This is a genomic window from Streptomyces sp. NPDC086519 (assembly GCF_040686075.1).
GTDB lineage: Bacteria > Actinomycetota > Actinomycetes > Streptomycetales > Streptomycetaceae > Streptomyces > Streptomyces shenzhenensis.
In genome coordinates this window covers 216,808-237,768 of the sequence record NZ_JBFBJL010000005.1, presented here as the reverse complement: position 1 = coordinate 237,768, position 20,961 = coordinate 216,808, and the positions used below count along the sequence as shown (strand labels likewise).

General features: G+C 70.1%; 24 protein-coding genes. 12 read left to right on the top strand and 12 right to left on the bottom strand.

Annotation, left to right across the window (positions count from 1 at the left end):
* The 5 genes from AB0P24_RS07910 to AB0P24_RS07890 form a co-directional block, all read right to left on the bottom strand.
* The coding region (locus AB0P24_RS07910) for a DUF475 domain-containing protein (protein ID WP_365791341.1) at positions 1-838 on the bottom strand (838 nt) is incomplete at its 3' end.
* A 128-nt stretch (positions 839-966) separates the two neighbouring features.
* The gene (locus AB0P24_RS07905) at positions 967-1,542 is read right to left on the bottom strand and encodes a TerD family protein (RefSeq protein WP_361296147.1); all 576 of its coding nucleotides are present in this window, start codon (positions 1,540-1,542) and stop codon (positions 967-969) included.
* Positions 1,543-1,658: 116 nt separating this feature from the next.
* Positions 1,659-2,234, bottom strand: a complete 576-nt coding sequence (locus AB0P24_RS07900; RefSeq protein ID WP_181803425.1) for a TerD family protein — start codon at positions 2,232-2,234, stop codon at positions 1,659-1,661.
* A 186-nt stretch (positions 2,235-2,420) separates the two neighbouring features.
* Positions 2,421-2,879: a peroxiredoxin gene (locus tag AB0P24_RS07895; RefSeq protein WP_365791349.1), complete on the bottom strand. Its 459-nt coding sequence runs from the start codon at positions 2,877-2,879 to the stop codon at positions 2,421-2,423.
* Between the two features lie 120 nt (positions 2,880-2,999).
* Positions 3,000-3,437, bottom strand: coding sequence for a DUF3052 domain-containing protein (locus tag AB0P24_RS07890; protein WP_181803427.1), 438 nt, complete (start codon positions 3,435-3,437; stop codon positions 3,000-3,002).
* Between the two features lie 422 nt (positions 3,438-3,859).
* Between AB0P24_RS07890 and aceE the strand changes: the two genes are divergently transcribed.
* The gene (gene aceE, locus AB0P24_RS07885; RefSeq protein WP_365791340.1) at positions 3,860-6,610 is read left to right on the top strand and encodes a pyruvate dehydrogenase (acetyl-transferring), homodimeric type; all 2,751 of its coding nucleotides are present in this window, start codon (positions 3,860-3,862) and stop codon (positions 6,608-6,610) included.
* A 139-nt stretch (positions 6,611-6,749) separates the two neighbouring features.
* Positions 6,750-7,598 (top strand): potassium channel family protein, encoded by an 849-nt coding sequence (locus tag AB0P24_RS07880; RefSeq protein WP_365791339.1) that lies wholly within the window; start codon positions 6,750-6,752, stop codon positions 7,596-7,598.
* Between the two features lie 98 nt (positions 7,599-7,696).
* On the opposite strand, the gene AB0P24_RS07875 is transcribed toward AB0P24_RS07880, so the two are convergent.
* Together AB0P24_RS07875 and AB0P24_RS07870 are read right to left on the bottom strand one after the other, a co-directional pair.
* Positions 7,697-7,987 carry a small hydrophobic protein gene (locus AB0P24_RS07875; protein ID WP_365791348.1) on the bottom strand — a complete coding sequence of 97 codons (291 nt, stop codon included), beginning with the start codon at positions 7,985-7,987 and terminating at the stop codon, positions 7,697-7,699.
* A gap of 310 nt (positions 7,988-8,297) precedes the next feature.
* Entirely contained in the window at positions 8,298-9,917 is a 1,620-nt protein-coding gene (locus AB0P24_RS07870; protein WP_365791338.1) for an MFS transporter, read from the bottom strand.
* Positions 9,918-9,983: 66 nt separating this feature from the next.
* On the opposite strand from AB0P24_RS07870, the gene AB0P24_RS07865 reads away from it, so the two are divergent.
* The 3 genes from AB0P24_RS07865 to AB0P24_RS07855 all read left to right on the top strand — a co-directional run bounded on the left by AB0P24_RS07865 (position 9,984) and on the right by AB0P24_RS07855 (position 12,849).
* The gene (locus AB0P24_RS07865; protein WP_365791337.1) at positions 9,984-10,610 is read left to right on the top strand and encodes a TetR family transcriptional regulator; all 627 of its coding nucleotides are present in this window, start codon (positions 9,984-9,986) and stop codon (positions 10,608-10,610) included.
* Positions 10,611-10,712: 102 nt separating this feature from the next.
* Positions 10,713-11,930, top strand: a complete 1,218-nt coding sequence (locus AB0P24_RS07860; RefSeq protein WP_365791336.1) for an alpha/beta hydrolase — start codon at positions 10,713-10,715, stop codon at positions 11,928-11,930.
* Between the two features lie 67 nt (positions 11,931-11,997).
* The gene (locus AB0P24_RS07855) at positions 11,998-12,849 is read left to right on the top strand and encodes a DUF4429 domain-containing protein (protein WP_365791335.1); all 852 of its coding nucleotides are present in this window, start codon (positions 11,998-12,000) and stop codon (positions 12,847-12,849) included.
* Between the two features lie 81 nt (positions 12,850-12,930).
* Here the strand turns inward: AB0P24_RS07855 and AB0P24_RS07850 are convergent, their stop codons facing one another.
* A complete protein-coding gene (locus tag AB0P24_RS07850) occupies positions 12,931-13,398 on the bottom strand; it encodes a MerR family transcriptional regulator (RefSeq protein ID WP_365791334.1) in 468 nt (155 codons plus the stop codon).
* Between the two features lie 97 nt (positions 13,399-13,495).
* On the opposite strand from AB0P24_RS07850, the gene AB0P24_RS07845 reads away from it, so the two are divergent.
* Positions 13,496-13,966, top strand: coding sequence for an N-acetyltransferase (locus tag AB0P24_RS07845; RefSeq protein ID WP_365791333.1), 471 nt, complete (start codon positions 13,496-13,498; stop codon positions 13,964-13,966).
* A 19-nt stretch (positions 13,967-13,985) separates the two neighbouring features.
* The gene (locus tag AB0P24_RS07840) at positions 13,986-14,810 is read left to right on the top strand and encodes a serine hydrolase domain-containing protein (protein ID WP_365791332.1); all 825 of its coding nucleotides are present in this window, start codon (positions 13,986-13,988) and stop codon (positions 14,808-14,810) included.
* 53 nt (positions 14,811-14,863) lie between these two features.
* Here the strand turns inward: AB0P24_RS07840 and AB0P24_RS07835 are convergent, their stop codons facing one another.
* From AB0P24_RS07835 to AB0P24_RS07825, 3 genes are read right to left on the bottom strand one after another with little or no spacing between them, the layout of a single operon-like run.
* A complete protein-coding gene (locus AB0P24_RS07835; protein WP_365791331.1) occupies positions 14,864-15,004 on the bottom strand; it encodes a hypothetical protein in 141 nt (46 codons plus the stop codon).
* Positions 15,001-15,237, bottom strand: coding sequence for a type II toxin-antitoxin system Phd/YefM family antitoxin (locus AB0P24_RS07830; RefSeq protein ID WP_365791330.1), 237 nt, complete (start codon positions 15,235-15,237; stop codon positions 15,001-15,003). The genes AB0P24_RS07835 and AB0P24_RS07830 overlap by 4 nt, the downstream gene beginning before the upstream one ends.
* 4 nt (positions 15,238-15,241) lie before the next feature.
* The gene (locus AB0P24_RS07825) at positions 15,242-15,682 is read right to left on the bottom strand and encodes an ATP-binding protein (protein ID WP_365791329.1); all 441 of its coding nucleotides are present in this window, start codon (positions 15,680-15,682) and stop codon (positions 15,242-15,244) included.
* Positions 15,683-15,765: 83 nt separating this feature from the next.
* Between AB0P24_RS07825 and AB0P24_RS07820 the strand changes: the two genes are divergently transcribed.
* Entirely contained in the window at positions 15,766-16,614 is an 849-nt protein-coding gene (locus AB0P24_RS07820; protein ID WP_365791328.1) for a helix-turn-helix transcriptional regulator, read from the top strand.
* The gene (locus AB0P24_RS07815) at positions 16,574-16,843 is read left to right on the top strand and encodes a DUF397 domain-containing protein (protein WP_365791327.1); all 270 of its coding nucleotides are present in this window, start codon (positions 16,574-16,576) and stop codon (positions 16,841-16,843) included. The genes AB0P24_RS07820 and AB0P24_RS07815 overlap by 41 nt, the downstream gene beginning before the upstream one ends.
* A 71-nt stretch (positions 16,844-16,914) precedes the next feature.
* On the opposite strand, the gene AB0P24_RS07810 is transcribed toward AB0P24_RS07815, so the two are convergent.
* Positions 16,915-17,574 carry a pirin family protein gene (locus tag AB0P24_RS07810; protein WP_365791326.1) on the bottom strand — a complete coding sequence of 220 codons (660 nt, stop codon included), beginning with the start codon at positions 17,572-17,574 and terminating at the stop codon, positions 16,915-16,917.
* 70 nt (positions 17,575-17,644) lie between these two features.
* Here AB0P24_RS07810 and fasR point away from each other — a divergent pair, with 70 nt between their 5' ends.
* The 3 genes from fasR to AB0P24_RS07795 all read left to right on the top strand — a co-directional run bounded on the left by fasR (position 17,645) and on the right by AB0P24_RS07795 (position 20,909).
* Positions 17,645-18,850, top strand: a complete 1,206-nt coding sequence (gene fasR, locus AB0P24_RS07805; protein ID WP_365791325.1) for a fatty acid biosynthesis transcriptional regulator FasR — start codon at positions 17,645-17,647, stop codon at positions 18,848-18,850.
* An 89-nt stretch (positions 18,851-18,939) separates the two neighbouring features.
* Positions 18,940-19,860, top strand: coding sequence for an ACP S-malonyltransferase (locus AB0P24_RS07800; protein ID WP_365791324.1), 921 nt, complete (start codon positions 18,940-18,942; stop codon positions 19,858-19,860).
* A 17-nt stretch (positions 19,861-19,877) separates the two neighbouring features.
* The gene (locus AB0P24_RS07795; RefSeq protein WP_365791323.1) at positions 19,878-20,909 is read left to right on the top strand and encodes a ketoacyl-ACP synthase III; all 1,032 of its coding nucleotides are present in this window, start codon (positions 19,878-19,880) and stop codon (positions 20,907-20,909) included.
* Positions 20,910-20,961 lie beyond the last annotated feature (52 nt).

The window sequence follows — 20,961 nt, the reverse complement described above, 5'->3', positions numbered from 1 at the left end:
CGATGTCGTTGGTGATGGCGAACGCGCCGATCACGCCGTCGAAGGAGAAGGACGCGTCCAGGACCTCCAGGTAGAGGAACATGAAGAACGCGGCCTGGCCGGCCAGCAGCACCGCCGATTTCTTCTTGCCGGTGCGCTCGGCCTCTTCCTCCTCCTCGTGCTCGCGCTCCTCCTCGGCCTCCAGCCGGTCCTCGAAGAACCCGGAGAGGCCGCCGACGATCATGTACGTGATCAGGCCGGCGATACCGGCGATCAGAACCGTCTGCGCCTTGTCGGTGTGGCCGCCGCCGTGCTGGTGGGCGTGGGTGGCGAAGGTGAAGGAGGTGATCAGCAGGACGATCAGGGCGATGCAGACCGCCAGCATGTCGACCTTGCCGAGCCTGGCGAGGGGGCGTTCGATCCAGCGCAGCCACTGGATGTCCCGGTCCTCGAAGATGAAGTCGAGGAAGATCATCAGCAGGAACATGCCACCGAAGGCGGCGATCGCCGGGTGGGCGTCGGTGACCAGCTGCTGGTAGCGGTCCTTGTTGTTGAGCGCGAGGTCGACGGCCTCGACGGGGCCCATCTTGGCGGTGATCGCGACGATGACGACAGGGAAGACCAGCCGCATGCCGAAGACCGCGATGAGGACGCCGACCGTGAGGAAGATCTTCTGCCAGAAGGTGTTCATCTTCTTCAGGATTCCGGCGTTGACGACCGCGTTGTCGAACGACAGGGAGATCTCGAGGACGGCAAGGATGGCCACGATGCCGAAGGCCTCCCACCCCCCGTAGAAGACCGCGGCGACCAGGCCGAGCGCGGTGATCGCGAACGACCAGCCGAAGGTTTTCAGAAGCACTGGCTACCCAATCGTGTATGTACGGGTCTCGCTCGCGCCGTACTCGGCTTTACTCACTGTTGACCACGAAGTCTAGAGGGCACCGGTGTCCTACGGCTCGGTCGGCCCCACATCCGACGGAGAAAGTCCTATGAGACGTTCACGCCGAAGTCGAGCGCGATGCCCCGCAGCCCGGAGGCGTACCCCTGGCCGACGGCCCGGAACTTCCACTCGTTCTGGTAGCGGTAGAGCTCGCCGAAGATCATGGCGGTCTCGGTCGAGGCGTCCTCGGACAGGTCGTAGCGGGCGAGCTCCTGGCCGTCGGCCTGGTTGACGACCCGGATGAAGGCGTTGGAGACCTGGCCGAAGGTCTGGCCGCGCTCGTCCGCCATGTGGATCGAGACCGGGAACACGATCTTGTCGCAGTTGGCCGGCACCTTGGGCAGGTCGACCAGAATCGATTCGTCGTCGCCCTCGCCCTCACCGGTGAGGTTGTCGCCGGTGTGCTCCACGGAGCCCTCCGGGCTCTTGAGCTGGTTGTAGAAGACGAACCACTCGTCGCCGAGGACCCGGCCGCCCTGGCACAGCAACGCGCTGGCGTCCAGGTCGAAGGGGGCGCCGGTGGTGGAGCGGGCGTCCCAGCCGAGTCCGATCATGACGTTGGTGAGGTTCGGTGCGGCCTTCGAGAGGGAGACGTTGCCTCCCTTGGCGAGCGTGACGCCCATGGTGATGATCCTCCCCTAGCGGTGTTTCTCCGTTGTCCTGCACGTCCGGCGCCGACCGTAAACGGTGCGGCGCCGGACAGAGCGGACCTGCGAACGCCCCCGGGCGTTCGCGCGGCTCAGACGTTGACGCCGAAGTCCTGGGCGATGCCGCGCAGGCCGGAGGCGTAGCCCTGGCCGATGGCGCGGAACTTCCACTCCGCGCCGTTGCGGTACAGCTCGCCGAAGACCATGGCGGTCTCGGTCGAGGCGTCCTCGGACAGGTCGTAGCGGGCGATCTCGGCGCCGCCTGCCTGGTTCACCACGCGGATGAACGCGTTGCGGACCTGGCCGAAGGACTGCTGGCGGTTGTCGGCGTCGTAGATCGACACCGGGAAGACGATCTTGTCGACGTCGGCGGGGACCGCGGCCAGGTTGACCTTGATCACCTCGTCGTCGCCCTCGCCCTCACCGGTGAGGTTGTCGCCGGTGTGCTCGACCGAGCCGTCGGGGCTCTTGAGGTTGTTGAAGAAGACGAAGTTCTGGTCGCTGGCGACCTTGCCCGCCGAGTTCAGCAGGAGCGCGCTGGCGTCCAGGTCGAAGTCGGTGCCGGTGGTGGTCCGGACATCCCAGCCCAGACCGACGAGGACCGCGGTCAGACCGGGGGCCTCCTTCGTCAGCGATACGTTGCCGCCTTTGCTGAGGCTGACTCCCACGAGTCCTCCCATGTGTGTCAGGGGCGGGGAGCCCCCGTCGTGCTTCGGATACCGGATCAACGACTCGATCCTAGTGACGGGTTCCCGCCGCACGCAGGCCCTGGACCCCGAAGAATCACAGGGTGTCGGCCGTGCCGACCCCTAGGGGGCCCGGCGAGCCGGTCCCCGGGGAGTGCGGCGAAGGGGTTACAGCGCGTCCAGTGCCGTCACGTAGTCGTTCAGGTCGCGGGCGTCCGGCAGGCCGTTGACCACGGTCCACCGCACGACACCCTCCTTGTCGATGACGAAGGTGCCGCGGACGGCGCAGCCCTTGGCCTCGTCGAAGACGCCGTAGGCGCGGGAGGTCTCGCCGTGCGGCCAGAAGTCGCTCAGCAGCGGGTACTCCAGGCCCTCCTGCTCGGCGAAGACCCGCAGGGTGTGGATGGAGTCGTTGGAGACGGCCAGCAGCTGGGTGTCGCGGTCCTCGAACCTCGGCAGGTTGTCGCGCAGCTCGCACAGCTCGCCGGTGCACACGCCGGTGAACGCGAAGGGATAGAAGAGCAGCACCACGTTCTTCTCGCCGCGGAAGCCGGACAGCTTCACGGTCCGGCCGTGGTTGTCCTTGAGCTCGAAGTCGGGTGCCTTGTCGCCGACCTGGATCGCCATCGTCGTGCATCCCATCGTCAGGGGCTGTTCGGGTGAGAACACCCTATGGCGGCGGCCCCCGCGCGGCGATCACGGCAGGCCGGTGGACGGACCGACGCGGGGTCCGCCCACCGGCGGGGCTCAGCGCTTCTTGGCGGCGGCCTTCGGCGTGTTCAGCCGGCTTCCGTTCCAGTCCTTGCCCACGCTGACGCTCTTGGTCTGCGAGAGGCCGGCGGTCGTGACCGCCTCGCCGATGTCGCTCGGCTCGACGTAGCCGTCGCGGCCGGTCTTCGGCGTCAGCAGCAGGATCGAGCCGCCCTCTTCGAGGAAGCCGAGGGCGTCGACCAGCGCGTCCGTCAGGTCGCCGTCATCCTCCCGGAACCACAGCACCACGGCGTCGGCCACGTCGTCGTAGTCCTCGTCCACCAGCTCGGTGCCGATGGTGTCTTCGATGGACTCGCGGAGCTCCTGGTCGACGTCGTCGTCGTAGCCGATCTCCTGGACCACCTGGTCTGGCTGGAACCCCAGCCTGACGGCAGGGGTGGTCCGCTCCTCCGCGTGGTCCGCGGTCGCGCTCACGGGTTGCCTCCTGATCATGTCTTGGTGATGAACTCAGCCACGCGCGTGCGCGAAGCATTGGCCGTAGTCCACACGGGCGGGACGGATCGCGCAAGTACCCGGCCGTGCAGACCGCCGAAACGGTGACGATCCCGGCCGTGTCGTCGCAACTCCCGGCACCGTATCGCGGACGGGTGTGGCACACACCACTCCTATTTGCCCGCTAAGTCCCTTTCGGAATCATCCTCACAGACGGCCGTCGAACGAGTTTGCCAGGCGCGTCACACCCCGGGCGTATCGTTGCGTTTTGGCCGGTCCCGAGTTACCTCGCGGTAGAGATGACGTGCGCCGCCCCGGGGTGGACGATGGACAGCGGTGCAGGCCAAACGCAGGGAAACAGAGAAAACAGGGAATCAGTGGCCCTCTGACAGGTAAGGAACAGCGTGGCTTCCGGATCCGATCGCAACCCGATCATCATTGGCGGCCTTCCGAGTCAGGTTCCTGACTTCGACCCCGAGGAAACCCAGGAGTGGCTCGACTCGCTCGACGCCGCCGTGGACGAGCGCGGCCGCGAACGGGCCCGCTATCTGATGCTCCGCCTGATCGAGCGCGCCCGCGAGCGGCGCGTGGCGGTGCCCGAGATGCGCAGCACGGACTACGTCAACACGATCCCGACCCGGGCCGAGCCGTTCTTCCCGGGCAACGAGGAGATCGAGCGCAAGGTCCTCAACGCGACCCGCTGGAACGCCGCGGTGATGGTCTCCCGCGCCCAGCGCCCGGGCATCGGGGTCGGCGGCCACATCGCCACCTTCGCGTCCTCGGCCTCGCTCTACGACGTCGGTTTCAACCACTTCTTCCGCGGCAAGGACGACGGCCTCGGCGGCGACCAGGTCTTCTTCCAGGGCCACGCCTCCCCCGGCATCTACGCCCGCGCGTTCCTGCTCGACCGGCTCAGCGAGGCCCAGCTGGACGGCTTCCGCCAGGAGAAGTCGAAGTACCCGGACGGCCTCTCCAGCTACCCGCACCCGCGCTCCATGCCGGACTTCTGGGAGTTCCCGACGGTGTCGATGGGCCTCGGCCCGATCGGCGCGATCTACCAGGCGCGGATGAACCGCTACATGCACGCGCGCGGGATCGCCGACACCTCCAAGTCGCACGTCTGGGCGTTCCTCGGCGACGGCGAGATGGACGAGCCGGAGTCGCTCGGCCAGCTGTCCATCGCCGCCCGCGAGGGCCTGGACAACCTGACCTTCGTCGTCAACTGCAACCTCCAGCGGCTCGACGGACCGGTGCGCGGCAACGGCAAGATCATCCAGGAGCTGGAGTCGGTCTTCCGCGGCGCCGGCTGGAACGTGATCAAGCTGGTCTGGGACCGCACCTGGGACCCGCTGCTCGCCCAGGACCGCGACGGCGTGCTCGTCAACAAGATGAACACCACCCCCGACGGCCAGTTCCAGACCTACGCCACCGAGTCCGGCGCCTACATCCGCGAGCACTTCTTCGGCGACGACCAGCGGCTGCGCGCGATGGTCGAGAACATGACCGACGACCAGATCCTGCACCTGGGCCGCGGCGGCCACGACCACCGCAAGATCTACGCGGCGTTCAAGGCGGCCACCGAGCACAAGGGCCAGCCGACGGTCATCCTGGCCAAGACGATCAAGGGCTGGACGCTGGGCCCGAACTTCGAGGGCCGCAACGCCACGCACCAGATGAAGAAGCTGACGGTCGCCGACCTCAAGGGCTTCCGGGATCGCCTGCACCTGCCGATCTCCGACAAGGAGCTGGAGTCCGGCCTGCCGCCGTACTACCACCCGGGCCGGAACTCGGAGGAGATCCAGTACATGCACGACCGGCGCAAGGGCCTCGGCGGCTACGTCCCGACCCGCGTCGTACGCTCCAAGCCCCTCGCCCTGCCGGACGACAAGACGTACGCGACCGTGAAGAAGGGCACCGGCCAGCAGTCGATCGCCACCACCATGGCGTTCGTACGACTGCTCAAGGACCTCATGCGGGACAAGGAGCTCGGCCGCCGCTTCGTACTGATCGCGCCGGACGAGTACCGCACCTTCGGCATGGACTCCTTCTTCCCGAGCGCGAAGATCTACAACCCGCTGGGCCAGCAGTACGAGGCCGTCGACCGCGACCTGCTGCTCGCCTACAAGGAGTCCCCGACCGGCCAGATGCTGCACGACGGCATCTCGGAAGCCGGCTGCACGGCCTCCCTCATCGCCGCGGGCTCGGCCTACGCCACGCACGGCGAGCCGCTCATCCCGGTCTACGTCTTCTACTCGATGTTCGGCTTCCAGCGCACCGGCGACCAGTTCTGGCAGATGGCCGACCAGCTGGCGCGCGGTTTCGTCCTGGGCGCGACCGCCGGCCGTACGACCCTGACCGGTGAGGGCCTCCAGCACGCCGACGGCCACTCCCAGCTGCTCGCCTCGACGAACCCGGCGTGCGTGGCCTACGACCCGGCGTACGCGTACGAGATCGCCCACATCGTCCAGGACGGCCTGCGCCGCATGTACGGCGGCGGGAACGCGGAGCACCCGCACGGCGAGGACGTCTTCTACTACCTGACCGTCTACAACGAGCCGATCCAGCACCCAGCCGAGCCGGCCGACGTGGACGTCGAGGGCATCCTCAAGGGCGTCCACCGGATCAGCGCGGGCACGGCGGGCACACTCCCGGCGCAGATCATGGCGTCGGGCGTGGCGGTCCCGTGGGCCATGGAGGCCCAGAAGATCCTCGCCGCGGACTGGGACGTCAGGGCCGACGTCTGGTCCGCCACCTCCTGGAACGAGCTGCGGCGCGAGGCCGTGGCCTGCGAGGAGCACAACCTGCTGCACCCGGACGAGGAGCAGCGGGTGCCGTGGGTGACGCGGAAGCTGAGCGACGCCGAGGGGCCGTTCGTGGCCGTGTCCGACTGGATGCGGTCGGTTCCGGACCAGATCGCGCGCTGGGTGCCGGGGACGTACCAGTCGCTGGGCGCCGACGGGTTCGGCTTCGCCGACACACGGGGCGCGGCGCGCCGGTTCTTCCACATCGACGCGCAGACGATCGTGGTCGCGGTGCTGACCGAACTGGCCCGGGAGGGCAAGCTCGACCGCTCGGTACTCAAGCAGGCCATCGACCGGTACCAGTTGCTGGACGTCACGGCGGCGCACCCGGGCGCGGCGGGCGGCGACGCGTAGCCGTTGCGCTCGGCTTCGGCCGGGGAAGACGGTGGGGAGCTGCGGGTCCGGTGGGGGGCGGTCGCGCCCACGCGGCGGAGCCGCAGCTCGACGCGGTCCCGCGCCCCTTCGGGGCGCGGATGATGCCTACGATGCGCACATGAAGGAACAGTCCGCGCAGGTTCGTTGGGAGCAGCTCACTCAACGGCCCTTGCTGGCGCTCGCGGTGGCCTTCGCCGTCGCCTACGCGCTGCCGATCGTGGACCGTTCGGCCGGGCACGTCCTCACCGCCGCGTGCACGGTGGCGGAGTGGGCGGTGTGGGGTTCCTTCGCCCTCGACTACCTGGTACGGCTGGCGCTGGCGCCCCGGCGCCGGGAGTTCGTGCGGACGCACTGGATAGACCTGTGCGCGGTGGTGCTGCCGCTGCTTCAGCCGCTGCGGCTGCTGCGGCTCGTCGCCACGCTGATGCTGGTGGGCCGGCGGGCGCGGATGGCCTCGCAGATCCGGCTGACGACGTATGTCGTGGGCGCGGTGGTGGGGCTGCTGATGTTCGGCTCACTGGCCGTGCTCTCGGTGGAACGCGACTCGCCGAACGGGAACATCCGGACGCTGGGTGACGCGCTGTGGTGGTCGTTCACGACGATGACGACGGTGGGGTACGGGGACCACGCGCCGACGACGGGGCTGGGCCGCATGATCGCGGTGGGCCTGATGCTCGCCGGGATCGCCCTGCTGGGTGTGGTGACGGCCAACATCGCCACGTGGTTCATCGCGCGGTTCGAGAAGGACGACGTGGAGGAACGCCGGCAGACGGAGGCGATCGGGATGCTGACCGAGGAGGTACGGGCGCTGCGGGCAGAGGTGCTCGCCCTGCGCGAGGGGGTGGGGGCTGAGGCCACGGCGTTGCGCTCACCGGCGCTGGCCGGGTGCCGCTGCGCCCACCCCGTGCCGCCTGGGGGTCCCCCAGGCCTTTCGGGCTCCGGGGGAGGCACGACTGCCCGCAGCTGAGAAGGAACAGTGGCGGCAGCGCCCCGTAAGGGGCGCGGGGCTGTATCGATGTGCGGCTCCGCCGCGTGGGCGCGATCAGCCCCCACCGGGCCCGCGGGCTACAGCGGTGACACGCCACCCAGCCACAGCAGTGCCAGCAGCGTGTCGATCGCCCCCAGCACCACGGCGACCAGCGCCGGTATCGAGCTCTTCGGGTTCCATGCCCGACCCATGGAGAACCAGCCGCACGCCAGTGCCACCGGCCCCAGCACGATCCCCAGCGTGAAGAAGCCGGCGACCGCGCAGATCGTACCGATGATGCCCAGCGTGTCGCGGTCCAGCCCGTCCCGTGGGCCTACGCGGTCACGTGAACGGGGGTACCCGCGTGTTCGTTGCCCGAAGCTCGCCATCATCAACTCCTCGGTCCTCGCGGACTGTTCGGGTTGATGACCGGGTACCCCTGTTCCGCCGCGGCAGACCTGCCCGCGCGCTGCCCCCCTCCAGCAGCGCGCCGCGGCCCGGTGTCCTCCCCTGCCCCGCAGAGGACTTGACCCACCTTGCTCCCTCCCCGAGCCGAAGCGCGGGGATTCCCGGCTCGACCAGCCCGGTCGTCCCACTGTCACCTGACCTGGGAGCCGAAGGCCAGGAATCTTTAGCGGAGTCACCTTGATAGGGGAACTCCGCCCAGACGAACCGGACATATCGGCCCGGCGGGTGGCGCTAGATGTGACCGACGCCCGCGCCCGAGTCCGCGTTCTCGCCGCGCTTGGTGAGCAGCGCGACCAGGATCGCGACCGCCGCCACGCCCGCCGCGACGAGCGAGGCGAGGCTCATGCCGGAGATGAAGGTGTCGTGCGCGACGCCCGTGATCTTCGCGGCGATCGCCTCCGGCGTCCCCTTGGCGACCGGCGCGACACCGACCTGGACCGCCTCGGAGGCCTGGGCCAGCTGAGCGGAGGTCAGCTTCGGCAGCCCGGCGTCGGCCCAGTTGCCCGGCAGATCGCTGTCGACCTTGGAGGCCATCACGGCGCCGAGAACGGCCGTACCGAGGCTGCCGCCGATCTGCATCGCGGCCTGCTGGAGACCGCCGGCCACACCGGAGAGCTCCATCGGCGCGTTGCCGACGATGACCTCGGTGGCGCCGACCATGACCGGCGCGAGGCCGAGGCCGAGCAGGGCGAACCAGAGCGACATGAGCGCGCTTCCGGTGTCCGCTTTCAGCGTGGACATGCCGTACATGGCGATCGCGGTGGCCGCCATGCCGCCGGCCAGCGGGATGCGCGGGCCGAGCCTGGTGATCGCGGCGCCGGCCAGCGGGGAGCCGACGATCATCATGCCGGTGAGCGGGAGGAGATGGAGGCCGGCGTCGACCGGGTCCATGCCGTGCACGTTCTGGAGGTAGAACGTCACGAAGAACAGGCCGCCCATGAAGGCGATGGCCATCAGGACCATGAGCACGACGCCCGCCGAGAGCGGGACGGAGCGGAACAGGCCCAGCGGGACGAGCGGCTCCCTGACCCTCGTCTCCCAGAAGGAGAAGAGGCCGAAGCCCAGTGCCGACACGGCGATGAACGTCCACGTCTTGCCGTCGCCCCAGCCCCAGCTCGGCGCCTTGATGAGGGCCCAGACCAGGCAGAACATGGCGCCGGAGAGCAGGGCGATGCCGAGCAGGTCGAAGGAGCGCGGCGCGTTGTCGGCGCGGTGGTCGAGCAGCATCACCAGGCCGAGGACCAGGGCGATCGCGCCCACCGGCACGTTGATGAAGAACACCGACTGCCAGCTGACGTGCTGTACCAGCACACCGCCGAGGATGGGACCGCCCGCGGTGGAGGCGCCGATGACCATGCCCCAGATGCCGATCGCCATGTTGAGCTTCTCGGCCGGGAAGGTGGCCCGCAGCAGGCCGAGCGCGGCCGGCATCAGCAGCGCGCCGAACAGCCCCTGGAAGACGCGGAAGGTGACGACCAGGCCGATGCTGTCGGAGAGGCCGATGGCGCCCGAGGCGGCGGCGAAGCCGACGACGCCGATCAGGAACGTCTGCCGGTGGCCGAAGCGGTCGCCGAGCTTGCCCGCGGTGATCAGGGAGACCGCGAGGGCGAGGAAGTAGCCGTTGGTGATCCACTGGACCTGGGCGAAGGTGGCGCCGAGGTCCTTCTGGATCGCCGGGTTGGCGATGGCCACGATGGTGCCGTCGAGAGCCACCATCATGACCCCGACGGCGACGGTTATCAGGGTGAACCAGGGATGGCCGCGCAGGCCGGAGGCCGGCGGCCGGTCCGACGGGGAGGCCAGCGCCTTGTCCCCCGACCCCGCCGTGTCGATCGTGGTCTGACTAGTCATGCCGTCGAGGCTAGTGACAGCCACTGACAGTTGACAAACAAATTCACTAGTCAGTAACTGTCAGGCATGGAAACGCTGCGCGAACGCAAGAAACAGCGCACCCGGGACGCGCTGTTGCGCGCCGCGCTCGAACTGTTCGTGACCCAGGGCTACGAACACACCACCGTCGACGAGATCGCCGCGACCGTCGACGTCTCCCAGCGCACCTTCTTCCGCTACTTCGCCAGCAAGGAGGACGTGGCCTTCTTCGTGCCGCGGCTCACCGAGGAGCACTACGTCGAGGCGGTGCGCCGCCGCCCGCCCGAGGAGCCCCCGCTGGAGGCGCTGCGCCGGTCGGTCCTGGACAGCTGGGACACCATCGAGCAGGCCATCGAGCGGTACGTGCCGGTCGAACTGTTCCTGCGCACGTACAAGATGATCGAGGCGACCCCGGTCCTGTTCGCCGCCCATCTGCGGCGCCAGTCGGAGACGGAGGAGGAGATCGCGCGGATCGTCGCCGAGCGGGAGGGCGTCGACCCGGACCGCGATCCCCGGCCGCGGCTCGTGGTCGCGGTGTTCGGCGCGGTCGTCCGGGTCACCGAGCGGCACTGGTCGGTCGGCGACGACTTCAGCGTCACGACGATCCGCCAACTCACCGCGTCGTACCTCGACCAGGTGGGACCGGCGCTCACCGGCAACTGGCGCGAGCACTGAAACCCTTCACACGGGCCTGAGATCGGCCTCACGTTTGCCGAAACGTGATAACTGTCACTCAGTTACCGCGAGACCCCCTCGTTCTCCTAGTGTGTCCTCCCAGTGACTTCCTTCGACACCTCCCCGCCTCTCAACGTCTGGCGCGCACTGCTGGCCCTGGCCGTCGTCTTCGTGATGCTCGCGACCACCGGCTGGACCGCCCTGCGCACGCACCGCGAGACCACCGCCCTGCAAACCTCCCTCGACAGCTGGGAGCACGGCAGGGTCCACGGCCTGCGCCTGCCGGACCCGAAGGCGTCGCCCGCACTCCTCGCCCGGTTCTTCGCGTCACTCACCGCGCGGGAGCGCGACCGGCTCGTGCGCCGTTACCCGCTCGCCGTGGGCAACATGAACGGCGCCCCGGTCCAACTGCGCTACCGGGCCAACGACATCGCCCTCGACCAGCAGCGCGTCATCGAGAAGAAGCGCATGCACGACCCCCGGCTCAGCGCGGCCGGGCAACAGGACGCCGGCCGCCGCATGCACCGCTACGAGGCGCTGATGGCGAAGGGCCGGCAGATCCTCGCCTTCGACCCGGACGGCAGCGGCCGGGTCGCCGAGGTGTTCGGCAACCTCACCAGGGCCGAGCGGATCTCCGTCGTCGTCCCCGGTGTCGACACCGACCTGCTCACCTTCCAGCGGACGTACCGCCGGTACACCGCACCGGTCGGCATGGCCAAGGCGCTGTACCGGGCCGAGCGCACGGCGAGCCCCACGACCCGCACGGCGGTGATCGCCTGGGCCGACTACACCGCGCCCGACGGCCTCGGCGTGGGCGCGGCGACCGGGATGGCCGCCGAGCAGGGCGCCGTACGCCTCGACGCGCTGCTGCGCGCGCTGCCCGGTGAGACGCCGGTGGCGCTGTTCTGCCACAGCTACGGCTCGGTGGTCTGCGGGGTGGCCGCGCACGCCCTGCCGGAGCAGGTGGCCGACATAGCCGTGGCCGCGAGCCCCGGGATGCGGGTCGAGAACGCCTCCCACCTGGGCACCTCGGCCCGGGTGTGGGCGATGCGGGACGCCACCGACTGGATCCAGGACGTCCCCTATCTGGAGCTCGGCGGTCTCGGCCACGGGGCCGACCCCGTCTCCTCGTCCTTCGGCGCCCGGGTGCTGTCGGCGCACGACGCCGAGGGCCACGCCGGTTACTTCGAACCGGGCACGGACAGCCTGCGCAACCTCGCCGACGTCGGGGTCGGCGCATATGGCGCGGTGACCTGCGCCCACGACGATGACGGGTGCCGGGCGGGTTTGTCCGGCACGTTGATGGCCGGACGCGCGTAGAGACAGCAGGAAGTGCGGTATGCGCGGGGATGGGACTGAGAAGCACGTGCCGCATACGATGAGCCGCATGGGTGATGTACTGGCCGGATTTCATGCTGCCTGGGAGTTCGAGTCCGACTCCGTGCTCATCCGCTACGAACGGGGGATTCGAACACCCAAGCTGTTCCAGAGTCTGGGTGAACGCCGGGTGCCGCTCGCCGCGCTGGAGGGCGTGACGCTCACGTCCGGCAAACGCGGCACGGTCGTCCTGAGTGCCCGGCCCCGCCCCGGCGCGGATCCCCTGCTGGAGGCGGCGGCCGGACAGCTGAAGGAGGGCAGCGACCCGTACCGCCTGGTGGTCCCGGCCGAGCGGGCGGCCCTCGCGGAGTACTACGCCGACGAACTGCGACCGCTGCTCACCGAGTCCGGACCGGCGGAGAGGTTCCTGGTCGCCGCGCCCGAGGGGCCCCGGCAGTTCAAGGCGTACGACGGGAAGGCGAGCTTCGACGGCAGCGCCGTGCACTTCCGGTGGTCGTGGACGGGCGCGTCCACGGCGAAGTGGAAGGCCGGCGACCAGAGCTTCGCCGTCGCCGACCTGGCCGGGGTGGAGTGGCGGTCGCCGGAGGCCTTCGAGGGGCACCTGCGACTGCTGCGGCGGGACCTCGCGGGGGCGGCGCCGACGGTCCCGGCCGACCAGGATCCGGCGACCGTGGTGTTCGGGCTGGGGTACGGCCCGGTGCACGAGTCGTTGCCGTTCGCGGCGGCGGTACTGGAGGCCCTGCGGGCCAAGGGGGCCGCCGCGGTGCCGGTGCCGGCGGGGCGGCGGGACCCCGCGGACATCGCCGAGCGGATCCGGCATCTGGGGGAGCTGTACCAGGCGGGGCTGGTCACCGATGAGGAGTTCTCCGCGAAGAAGGCGGAGTTGCTGGCGGAGCTTTAGCAGTTCCTTCGGGCGCGGGTTGTGGTGGGTTGCTCGCGCAGTTCCCCGCGCCCCTGACGGGGCGCCATCGCGAGGGGCGCTTCAGCTGCCACCCGTCTCATAGAAACTGATCTTTCGGTCCAGCACCGAGAGGGTGTCGTGCAGTTCGGCGATCCGGGCCAGGACGTCCCTCCTCGTCTGTTCCAGCAGCTCGCGGCGCTCGGCGTACGTCGTCTCGCCCTCCCGCACCAGCTCCGCGTAGCGCACCATGTCGGCCACCGGCATGCCGGTCAGGCGCAGCTTGGTCACGAAGTCCAGCCAGTCGAGGTCGCGGTTGCTGTAGCGGCGCTGACCGGTGTGGGAGCGGTCGATGTCGGACGTGAGGCCGATCCGCTCGTACCAGCGCAGGGTGTGGGCGGTCAGGCCCGTGAAGGCGACGACCTCGCTGATCGTGTAGCGGTCCTGGCCCTCGGGACGCGGATGCCGCCGGGGTGGGGCGGAACAGATGTCGGCGGGCGCGATGTCGGGCTGCCCGGTGGGGGCCGCGGTCGTGGTCTGCATCACCGTCATGCGTCCACGCTATGGCCTTGGAGTGCGCTCGAAGCAAGCGGAACCCGCCAGGAAATACGCGCGACGAACGCCGCGGGCGGTGGCTAGCGTGCGGGGCATGAGTCTCGTACGCCGTGCCACGGCCGAGGACGTGGCGGAAGTGCTGCGTCTGCGCCAGGTGATGATCGACGCGCTGCCCGGTGGGGACGGCTCCACCCAATGGCACGCCCTGGCGCGGCCGGCGCTGGAGGAGAAGCTGGGCGAGCCGGACGGGGACTTCGCCGCGTTCGTCGTCGACCACCCGCAGCGGCCGGGGGCGCTGGCGGCGCTGGTCGCCGGGACCGTCGACTACCGGATCGGCAAGGCGCACAACCCGCACGGCCGCTCCGGGTACGTCTTCAGCGTGGCCACCGACCCGGACGCCCGCCGGCGCGGGTACGCGCGCGCGTGCATGGAGGAACTGCTGGCCTGGTTCCGCGAGCGGGGCGCGGGCCAGGTCATGCTGACCGCGTCCGCCGAGGCCGAGCCGCTCTACGCCGCGCTCGGCTTCGTCCACAAGCCGGACCCCACGATGACTCTGGCCCTCTGAGCCGCCTAGGCTCGACGGCATGTCGCTGAACAGCCTCGCGTCCATCGGGAACTGGCCCGTCCCCACCGCCGCGGCGGGTGCCGTACGGGCCGACGGTACGGTCCTCGGAACCCACGGTCCGGTCGGCCACCGCTTCCCGCTGGCCTCCGTCACCAAGCCGCTCGCCGCGTACGCGGTACTCGTCGCGTACGAGGAGGGGGCGGTCGAACTGGACGAGCCGGCGGGGCCGGAGGGTGCGACGGTACGGCATCTGCTCGCGCACACCTCGGGGCTGGCGTTCGACGAGCACCGGGTCATGGCGCCGCCCGGGGAGCGGCGGCTGTACTCCAACGCCGGGTTCGAGGTGCTCGGGGACCATGTCGCCAAGGCGACGGAGATGCCGTTCGCGGAGTACGCCCGGCAGGCGGTGCTGGAGCCGCTGGGCATGACGTCGACGTCGCTCGGGGGCTCCCCGGCGAAGGACGGCGTGTCGTCGGTGTCCGACCTGCTCCGCTTCGCGGCGGAGCTGCAGGCGCCGAGGCTGCTGGATCCGCGGACGGTGGCGGAGGCGACGCTGACCGTGCAGTACCCGGGGACGAAGGGGGTGCTGCCGGGGTACGGGCACCAGAACCCGAACGACTGGGGGCTGGGCTTCGAGATCCGCGACGGCAAGGCTCCGCACTGGACGGGTTCTTCGTCGTCGCCGCGGACGTTCGGGCACTTCGGACAGGCGGGCACGTTCCTGTGGGTCGACCCCGAGGCGGGGCTGGCGTGCGTCGCGCTGACCGACAGGGCGTTCGGTCCCTGGGCGGTCGAGGCGTGGCCGGCGTTCACGGACGCGGTGCTGGCGGAGTCGCGCGGCTGAGGAAGCCGTGTCCGGGTCCGCGCGTGAGGCCTCCCTTCGGTCGTCGTCCGCGGTCAGCGCACGCGTCCGAGATGGATCACACTGACCCGGACTTGCTGGTCATGGATCTCGTACATCACCCGGTAGCGGCCGACGTGGACACGCAGCAGGTCGGCGCTGCCGAACGCGCCGTCGGACGCGACCTCGTAGCTCACGCCTCACCCTCGCCGAATACGCGGCGGTACGCCTCGTCGTGCAGGACGCCGGCGTTCTCGCCACGGGCCTGGCGGGCACGGTAGGCGGCCAGGGCCCGCAGCTCCTGTAGCTCCAGGGCGTCGGCGGGGCTGACCGGTATCGCCACGGTCTGACCGTGGTCGGTGATGGCGACCGGTTCACGGGTGGCGCTGACCTCCCGCGCGATGGCGCCCAGGCGGGCACGCGCTTCCACGTGTTCACCCTGCGTCCGGCGCCTTGGCCAGGCACTCGAACCACACCGTCTTGCCGTCTCCGGCGGGGCGGGGCGTCACGCCCCACCGGTCGGTGACCGCGTCGACCAGAAGCAGGCCACGCCCGCCGTCGGAGAGCACGTCCCCGCTGCCCGGGACCGGCAGCCGCGGGTAGCTGTCGGAGACCTCCACCCGTACCGCCGTGGGCAGGAGCAGGAAACAGATTCCGCAGCGTCGCCCCGGTACGTGCCGGACGACATTGGCCAGGACTTCCGTCAACGCCAGTTCGGCCGCGTCGGCCAGTTCGAGCAGGCCCGAGCCCGCCAGGTACAGCCGCAGGACGCGGCGCAGATGCCGGGCCGAGTGCTCGCCCAACGCGAACTCGGCGCGGTAGTACGGCTGAACGTCCGTCGACTGCGTCGGCTGCGGACCAGTTGTGTGATTCACATCACCACAATGCGACTCCCTGAGTACGCTCGGCTACGCAACGAAACCAACACTGCCAGGCGTTGCCGGCCGGAGGTGCCCCCGTGGCCAACATCCAGACCCTCGACCCCACCGCCTCCCCGCTCGACTACTACGGCTGGGAACTGCGCCGCCAGCGCGAGGCCCACGGCCTGTCCCAGGGCCAGCTCGGCGACATCATCTTCTGCACGGGCTCACTGGTCGGCCAGATCGAGACCACGAAGAAGGTCCCCACCCGCGACTTCTCCGAACGCGTCGACGCCGCCCTCGGCACGGACGGCGTCTTCTCCCGCCTGATCGACCTGGTCCTGCGCAGCCAACTCCCCACCTGGTTCCAGCCGTACGCGGCGATGGAGGCGAAGGCCACGTACATCTCCACGTACCAGGCGCAGTTGGTGTACGGGCTACTACAGACGGAGGAGTACGCGCGGGCGGTGCTCGCCACCGGCATGCCGGACGACCTCGACGGGCTGGTCGCGGCCCGGCTGGAACGGCAGCGCATCCTGGAGAGGGAACAGCCGCCGCTGGCCTGGGCAGTCCTGGACGAGGCCGTGCTGCACCGGCCGATCGGCGGTCACGAGGTCATGCGGGGGCAACTGGCCCATTTGTTGGAGTTCACCGCTCACCGGTGGATGAGGATCCAGGTGCTGCCGTTCAAAGCCGGTGAACACGCAAGCTTGGCCGGGTGGTTCAACCTCCTCCGGTTCGAAGACGACCCCGAAGTCGTCTACACGGAAGACGTCATCGCCGGTCATATGACCGCCAACCCTGAAACCGTCAGGGAAGCCGCACGCCGCTACGCTCATCTCCAGGCCGCAGCCCTCTCCGTTGAGGCTTCGGCGGCATTGATCACCCGCGTGATGGAGGAGCGTTATGGAGACCAGCCCCGACCCGGAGAACGCTCGGTGGCGTAAGTCCAGCTACAGCGGAAGCAACGGCGGCGAATGCGTCGAGTGCACGGTCACCGGCGGCGCGGCGTGGCGTACCTCCACATACAGCGGCAACACCGGCGGTGATTGCGTCGAGGTCGCCGACGGCTGCCCGGCCGGCGCCGTCCCGGTGCGCGACAGCAAGAACCCGGCCGGCCCCGTCCTGACCGTCGGCGCACCCGCCTGGCAGGCGTTCGTCGACGGTCTGCGGTAGCCCGCAAGCCTGCCCACTGTCAGCGGCGCACCCGCGATGGGGCACCCCTGGGTCCGAGAGGCGCGCCCCGCTCACCCCACCGCCATCTCCCACAGCAGCACTTCCGCAGCCGTCACCCCCTCCGCCGCCAAGTCCTTCGCCTCCGTGATCCGAACCGAGTCCCCCGGCCCCAGCTCCTCCCCGCCGACGCGCACTTCGCCGCGCACGACATGCACGTACACATACGCCCCGTCCGGCACCGCCGTCCGCTCCCCCGCTCCCAGGCGGCGGACGTGCAGCATCGCGCCGGCCTCCGGGACGGCGTAGGGGGTGGAGTCGGCGATGCCGCGGACGATGTCGTACGACGGTTCGCCGCCGGGGTGCAGCGGGGCCAGCCACATCTGGACGAAGGTCAGCGGGCCGGGGCCGTCGTTGCGTTCCACGTGGCGGACGCCGCCCGCCGAGCTCAAGCGCTGGAGGTCCCCGCGGCGGACCACTGTCTCGTTGCCCACGGAGTCGCGGTGGGTCAGCTCACCCTCGACGATCCACGTCACGATCTCCGTGTGGCTGTGCGGATGCTCGTCGAAGCCCGCGCCGGGTGCCAGCCGCTCCTCGTTGCAGGCGATGACCGCGCCGAAGCGCAGGTTGCCGGGGTCGTAGTGCGGGCCGAAGGAGAAGGCGTGCCGGGACTCGATGCCGGTCGCCGGGTCGCCTCCCGGATAGCGCTGCGCCGCGCGCCTGACGTCGATCACGGGACCACCGTAGACCGCAGTCGGCACCCGGCGGCGCAGGCGCCCGTCCCGATAAGGCAGTCTTGTCCCCGTGCCCGAACCCGTAACACGCAAGCCCGATCCCTCGGCTCATCAGGTCCACCCGCACTCCGCGACCCTGAAGCGGCTGGAGAAGTCGTCCGGCAGCCTCGCCGCCCAGGCCATCGCACGCATGGACGAGACCCTGCCGTGGTACCGGGCCATGCCCCCGGAGAACCGTTCCTGGATCGGGCTCGTCGCCCAGGCGGGTATCGCGGCCTTCACCGAGTGGTTCCGGCGCCCGGACGCCCCGCAGGCGATCTCTACCGACGTGTTCGGGACCGCGCCGCGGGAGCTGACCCGGGCGATCACGCTGCGGCAGACCGTGGAGATGGTGCGGACCACCATCGAGGTCATGGAGAGCGCGATCGACGAGGTCGCGGCCCCGGGCGACGAGAGTGTGCTGCGCGAGGCGCTGCTGGTGTACGCGCGTGAGATCGCCTTCGCCACCGCCCAGGTGTACGCCCAGGCCGCCGAGGCACGCGGTGCCTGGGACGCGCGGCTGGAGTCGCTGGTCGTCAACGCCGTGCTGAGCGGGGAGGCCGACGAGGGGGCCGTCAGCAGGGCCGCGGCGCTCGGGTGGAACTCGCCCGACCACGTGTGCGTCGTACTCGGGACCGCGCCCGACGGGGACAGCGAGCTGACCGTGGAGGCGATCCGGCGGGCCTCCCGGCACGCCAAACTGCAGGTGCTGACCGGGGTGCTCGGGGACCGGCTCGTCGTCATCGCGGGCGGCAACGACAATCCGCTGGCGGTGGCCAAGTCGCTGATCGGGCCGTACGCCGCGGGGCCGGTGGTCGCGGGGCCGGTGGTGCCGGACCTGCTGGCGGCCACCCGGTCCGCGCAGGCCGCCGCCGCCGGACTCAAGGCCTGTTCCGCCTGGCAGGACGCGCCGCGGCCGGTGCTGGCGGACGATCTGCTTCCGGAGCGCGCCATCGCGGGCGATCCGAGCGCGCGCGAGCAGTTGGTGGAGGAGATCTACAGACCACTGGAAGAAGCCGGTTCGGCGCTGCTGGAAACGCTGAGCGTCTATCTGGAACAGGCGAGCAGCCTGGAGGGCGCGGCCCGGATGCTCTTCGTTCACCCGAACACCGTGCGCTACCGGCTTCGACGTGTGACTGACGTCACCGGATGGTCGCCGTCCGATGTACGATCCGCCTTCACACTGCGGATCGCGCTGATCCTGGGGCGTCTGGTCGATGGAGATCTCCAGCCATAGGATTTTGTCGAGGCTCCACAAAACCCCCTCGTGTTCTTCGTCCCTGTCCCCACGGGCGGCCGTGGCCGTCCCCAAGAGAGAGTGTGAGAGTGCTCGTACTCGTCGCTCCCGGCCAGGGCGCCCAGACCCCTGGCTTCCTGACCCCCTGGCTCGACCTTCCCGGTGTCGAGGACCGTCTGCGTGCCTGGTCGGACGCCATCGGTCTCGATCTGGTGCGCTACGGCACGGACGCCGACGCGGACGAGATCCGGGACACCGCGATCGCCCAGCCGCTGCTCGTCGCCGCGGGACTCGTGTCCGGCGCGGCACTCGGTGCCATCACGGACGTCGCCCCGGGCGCGGTCGCCGGGCACAGCGTCGGTGAGATCACCGCCGCCGCCTTCGCGGGCGTCCTGGACGACACCGCCGCGCTGACCCTCGTCCGCAGGCGCGGGCTCGCGATGGCCGAGGCCGCCGCGATCACCCGGACCGGTATGTCGGCGCTGCTCGGCGGCGACCCGGAGGTCTCGGTCGCGCACCTGGAGAAGCTCGGTCTGACCCCGGCGAACATCAACGGCGCGGGCCAGATCGTCGCGGCCGGCACCCTGGAGCAGCTCGCCGCGCTGAACGAGGACAAGCCCGAGGGCGTCCGCAAGGTCGTCGCCCTCAAGGTCGCCGGTGCCTTCCACACGCACCACATGGCCCCCGCGGTCGACAAGCTGACCGAGGCCGCCAAGGAACTCGCGCCCCTCGACCCGAAGTTCACCTACGTCTCCAACCGGGACGGGCAGGCCGTCGCGTCCGGCGAGGAGATCATGGAGCGGCTGGTCGGCCAGGTCGCCAACCCGGTCCGCTGGGACCTGTGCATGGAGACGTTCAAGGAACTCGGCGTCACGGCCCTCCTGGAGGTGTGCCCCGGTGGCACCCTGACCGGCCTGGCCAAGCGCGCCCTGCCCGGCGTGAAGACGCTGGCCCTGAAGACCCCAGACGACCTCGACGCGGCACGCGAGCTCATCGCCGAGCACAACTGAATCAGGAGCCCATTGCGATGTCGAAGATCAATCCCAGCAAGGGTGCTCCGTACGCGCGCATCCTCGGTGTCGGCGGCTACCGCCCGACCCGCGTGGTGCCCAACGAGGTGATCCTGGAGACGATCGACTCGTCCGACGAGTGGATCCGGTCGCGCTCCGGGATCGAGACCCGGCACTGGGCGAGCCCCGAGGAGACGGTCGCCGCGATGTCGATCGAGGCGTCCGGCAAGGCGATCGCGGACGCGGGCATCGCCGCCGAGCAGATCGGCGCCGTGGTCGTCTCGACCGTCTCGCACTTCAGCCAGACCCCGGCCATCGCCACCCAGATCGCCGACAAGCTGGGCACGAACAAGGCGGCCGCTTTCGACATCTCCGCCGGCTGCGCGGGCTTCGGCTACGGCCTCACGCTCGCCAAGGGCATGGTGGTGGAGGGTTCCGCCGAGTACGTGCTCGTCATCGGCGTGGAGCGGCTCAGCGACCTCACCGACCTGGAGGACCGGGCCACCGCCTTCCTGTTCGGCGACGGCGCCGGCGCGGTCGTGGTCGGCCCCTCGCAGGAGCCGGCGATCGGCCCGACGGTGTGGGGGTCGGAGGGCGACAAGGCGGAGACCATCAAGCAGACGGTCTCCTGGGACCGTCTCCACTTCGGCGACCGCTCCGCGCTTCCCCGGGACAGCCAGGGCAACATCAAGTTCCCGGCGATCACGCAGGAAGGCCAGGCGGTGTTCCGCTGGGCCGTGTTCGAGATGGCGAAGGTCGCCAAGGAGGCGCTGGACGCCGCCGGACTCACTGCGGACGACCTGGACGTCTTCATCCCGCACCAGGCCAATGTGCGGATCATCGACTCGATGGTGAAGACTCTCAAGCTGCCGGAGCATGTCACGGTCGCCCGTGACATCCGCACCACCGGCAACACCTCGGCCGCCTCGATCCCGCTCGCTATGGAGCGGCTCCTGGCGACCGGCGAGGCGAAGAGCGGCGACACCGCCCTCGTCATCGGGTTCGGGGCGGGTCTCGTCTACGCCGCCACTGTCGTTACCCTCCCCTAGGCACTCCGTGCCGGATCATGCATCCGGTGCGGGAATGCCGTCAGCACCGCAG

Excerpts from the sequence above, each read along its gene's own strand:
- AB0P24_RS07905 (WP_361296147.1), bottom strand. The coding sequence starts at position 1,542 with ATGGGCGTCACGCTCGCCAAGGGAGGCAACGTCTCCCTCTCGAAGGCC.
- AB0P24_RS07895 (WP_365791349.1), bottom strand. The coding sequence starts at position 2,879 with ATGGCGATCCAGGTCGGCGACAAGGCACCCGACTTCGAGCTCAAGGAC.
- AB0P24_RS07880 (WP_365791339.1), top strand. The coding sequence starts at position 6,750 with ATGAAGGAACAGTCCGCGCAGGTTCGTTGGGAGCAGCTCACTCAACGG.
- AB0P24_RS07875 (WP_365791348.1), bottom strand. The coding sequence starts at position 7,987 with ATGGCGAGCTTCGGGCAACGAACACGCGGGTACCCCCGTTCACGTGAC.
- AB0P24_RS07870 (WP_365791338.1), bottom strand. The coding sequence starts at position 9,917 with ATGACTAGTCAGACCACGATCGACACGGCGGGGTCGGGGGACAAGGCG.
- AB0P24_RS07865 (WP_365791337.1), top strand. The coding sequence starts at position 9,984 with ATGGAAACGCTGCGCGAACGCAAGAAACAGCGCACCCGGGACGCGCTG.
- AB0P24_RS07855 (WP_365791335.1), top strand. The coding sequence starts at position 11,998 with ATGGGTGATGTACTGGCCGGATTTCATGCTGCCTGGGAGTTCGAGTCC.
- AB0P24_RS07850 (WP_365791334.1), bottom strand. The coding sequence starts at position 13,398 with ATGACGGTGATGCAGACCACGACCGCGGCCCCCACCGGGCAGCCCGAC.
- AB0P24_RS07845 (WP_365791333.1), top strand. The coding sequence starts at position 13,496 with ATGAGTCTCGTACGCCGTGCCACGGCCGAGGACGTGGCGGAAGTGCTG.
- AB0P24_RS07840 (WP_365791332.1), top strand. The coding sequence starts at position 13,986 with ATGTCGCTGAACAGCCTCGCGTCCATCGGGAACTGGCCCGTCCCCACC.
- AB0P24_RS07815 (WP_365791327.1), top strand. The coding sequence starts at position 16,574 with ATGGAGACCAGCCCCGACCCGGAGAACGCTCGGTGGCGTAAGTCCAGC.
- AB0P24_RS07795 (WP_365791323.1), top strand. The coding sequence starts at position 19,878 with ATGTCGAAGATCAATCCCAGCAAGGGTGCTCCGTACGCGCGCATCCTC.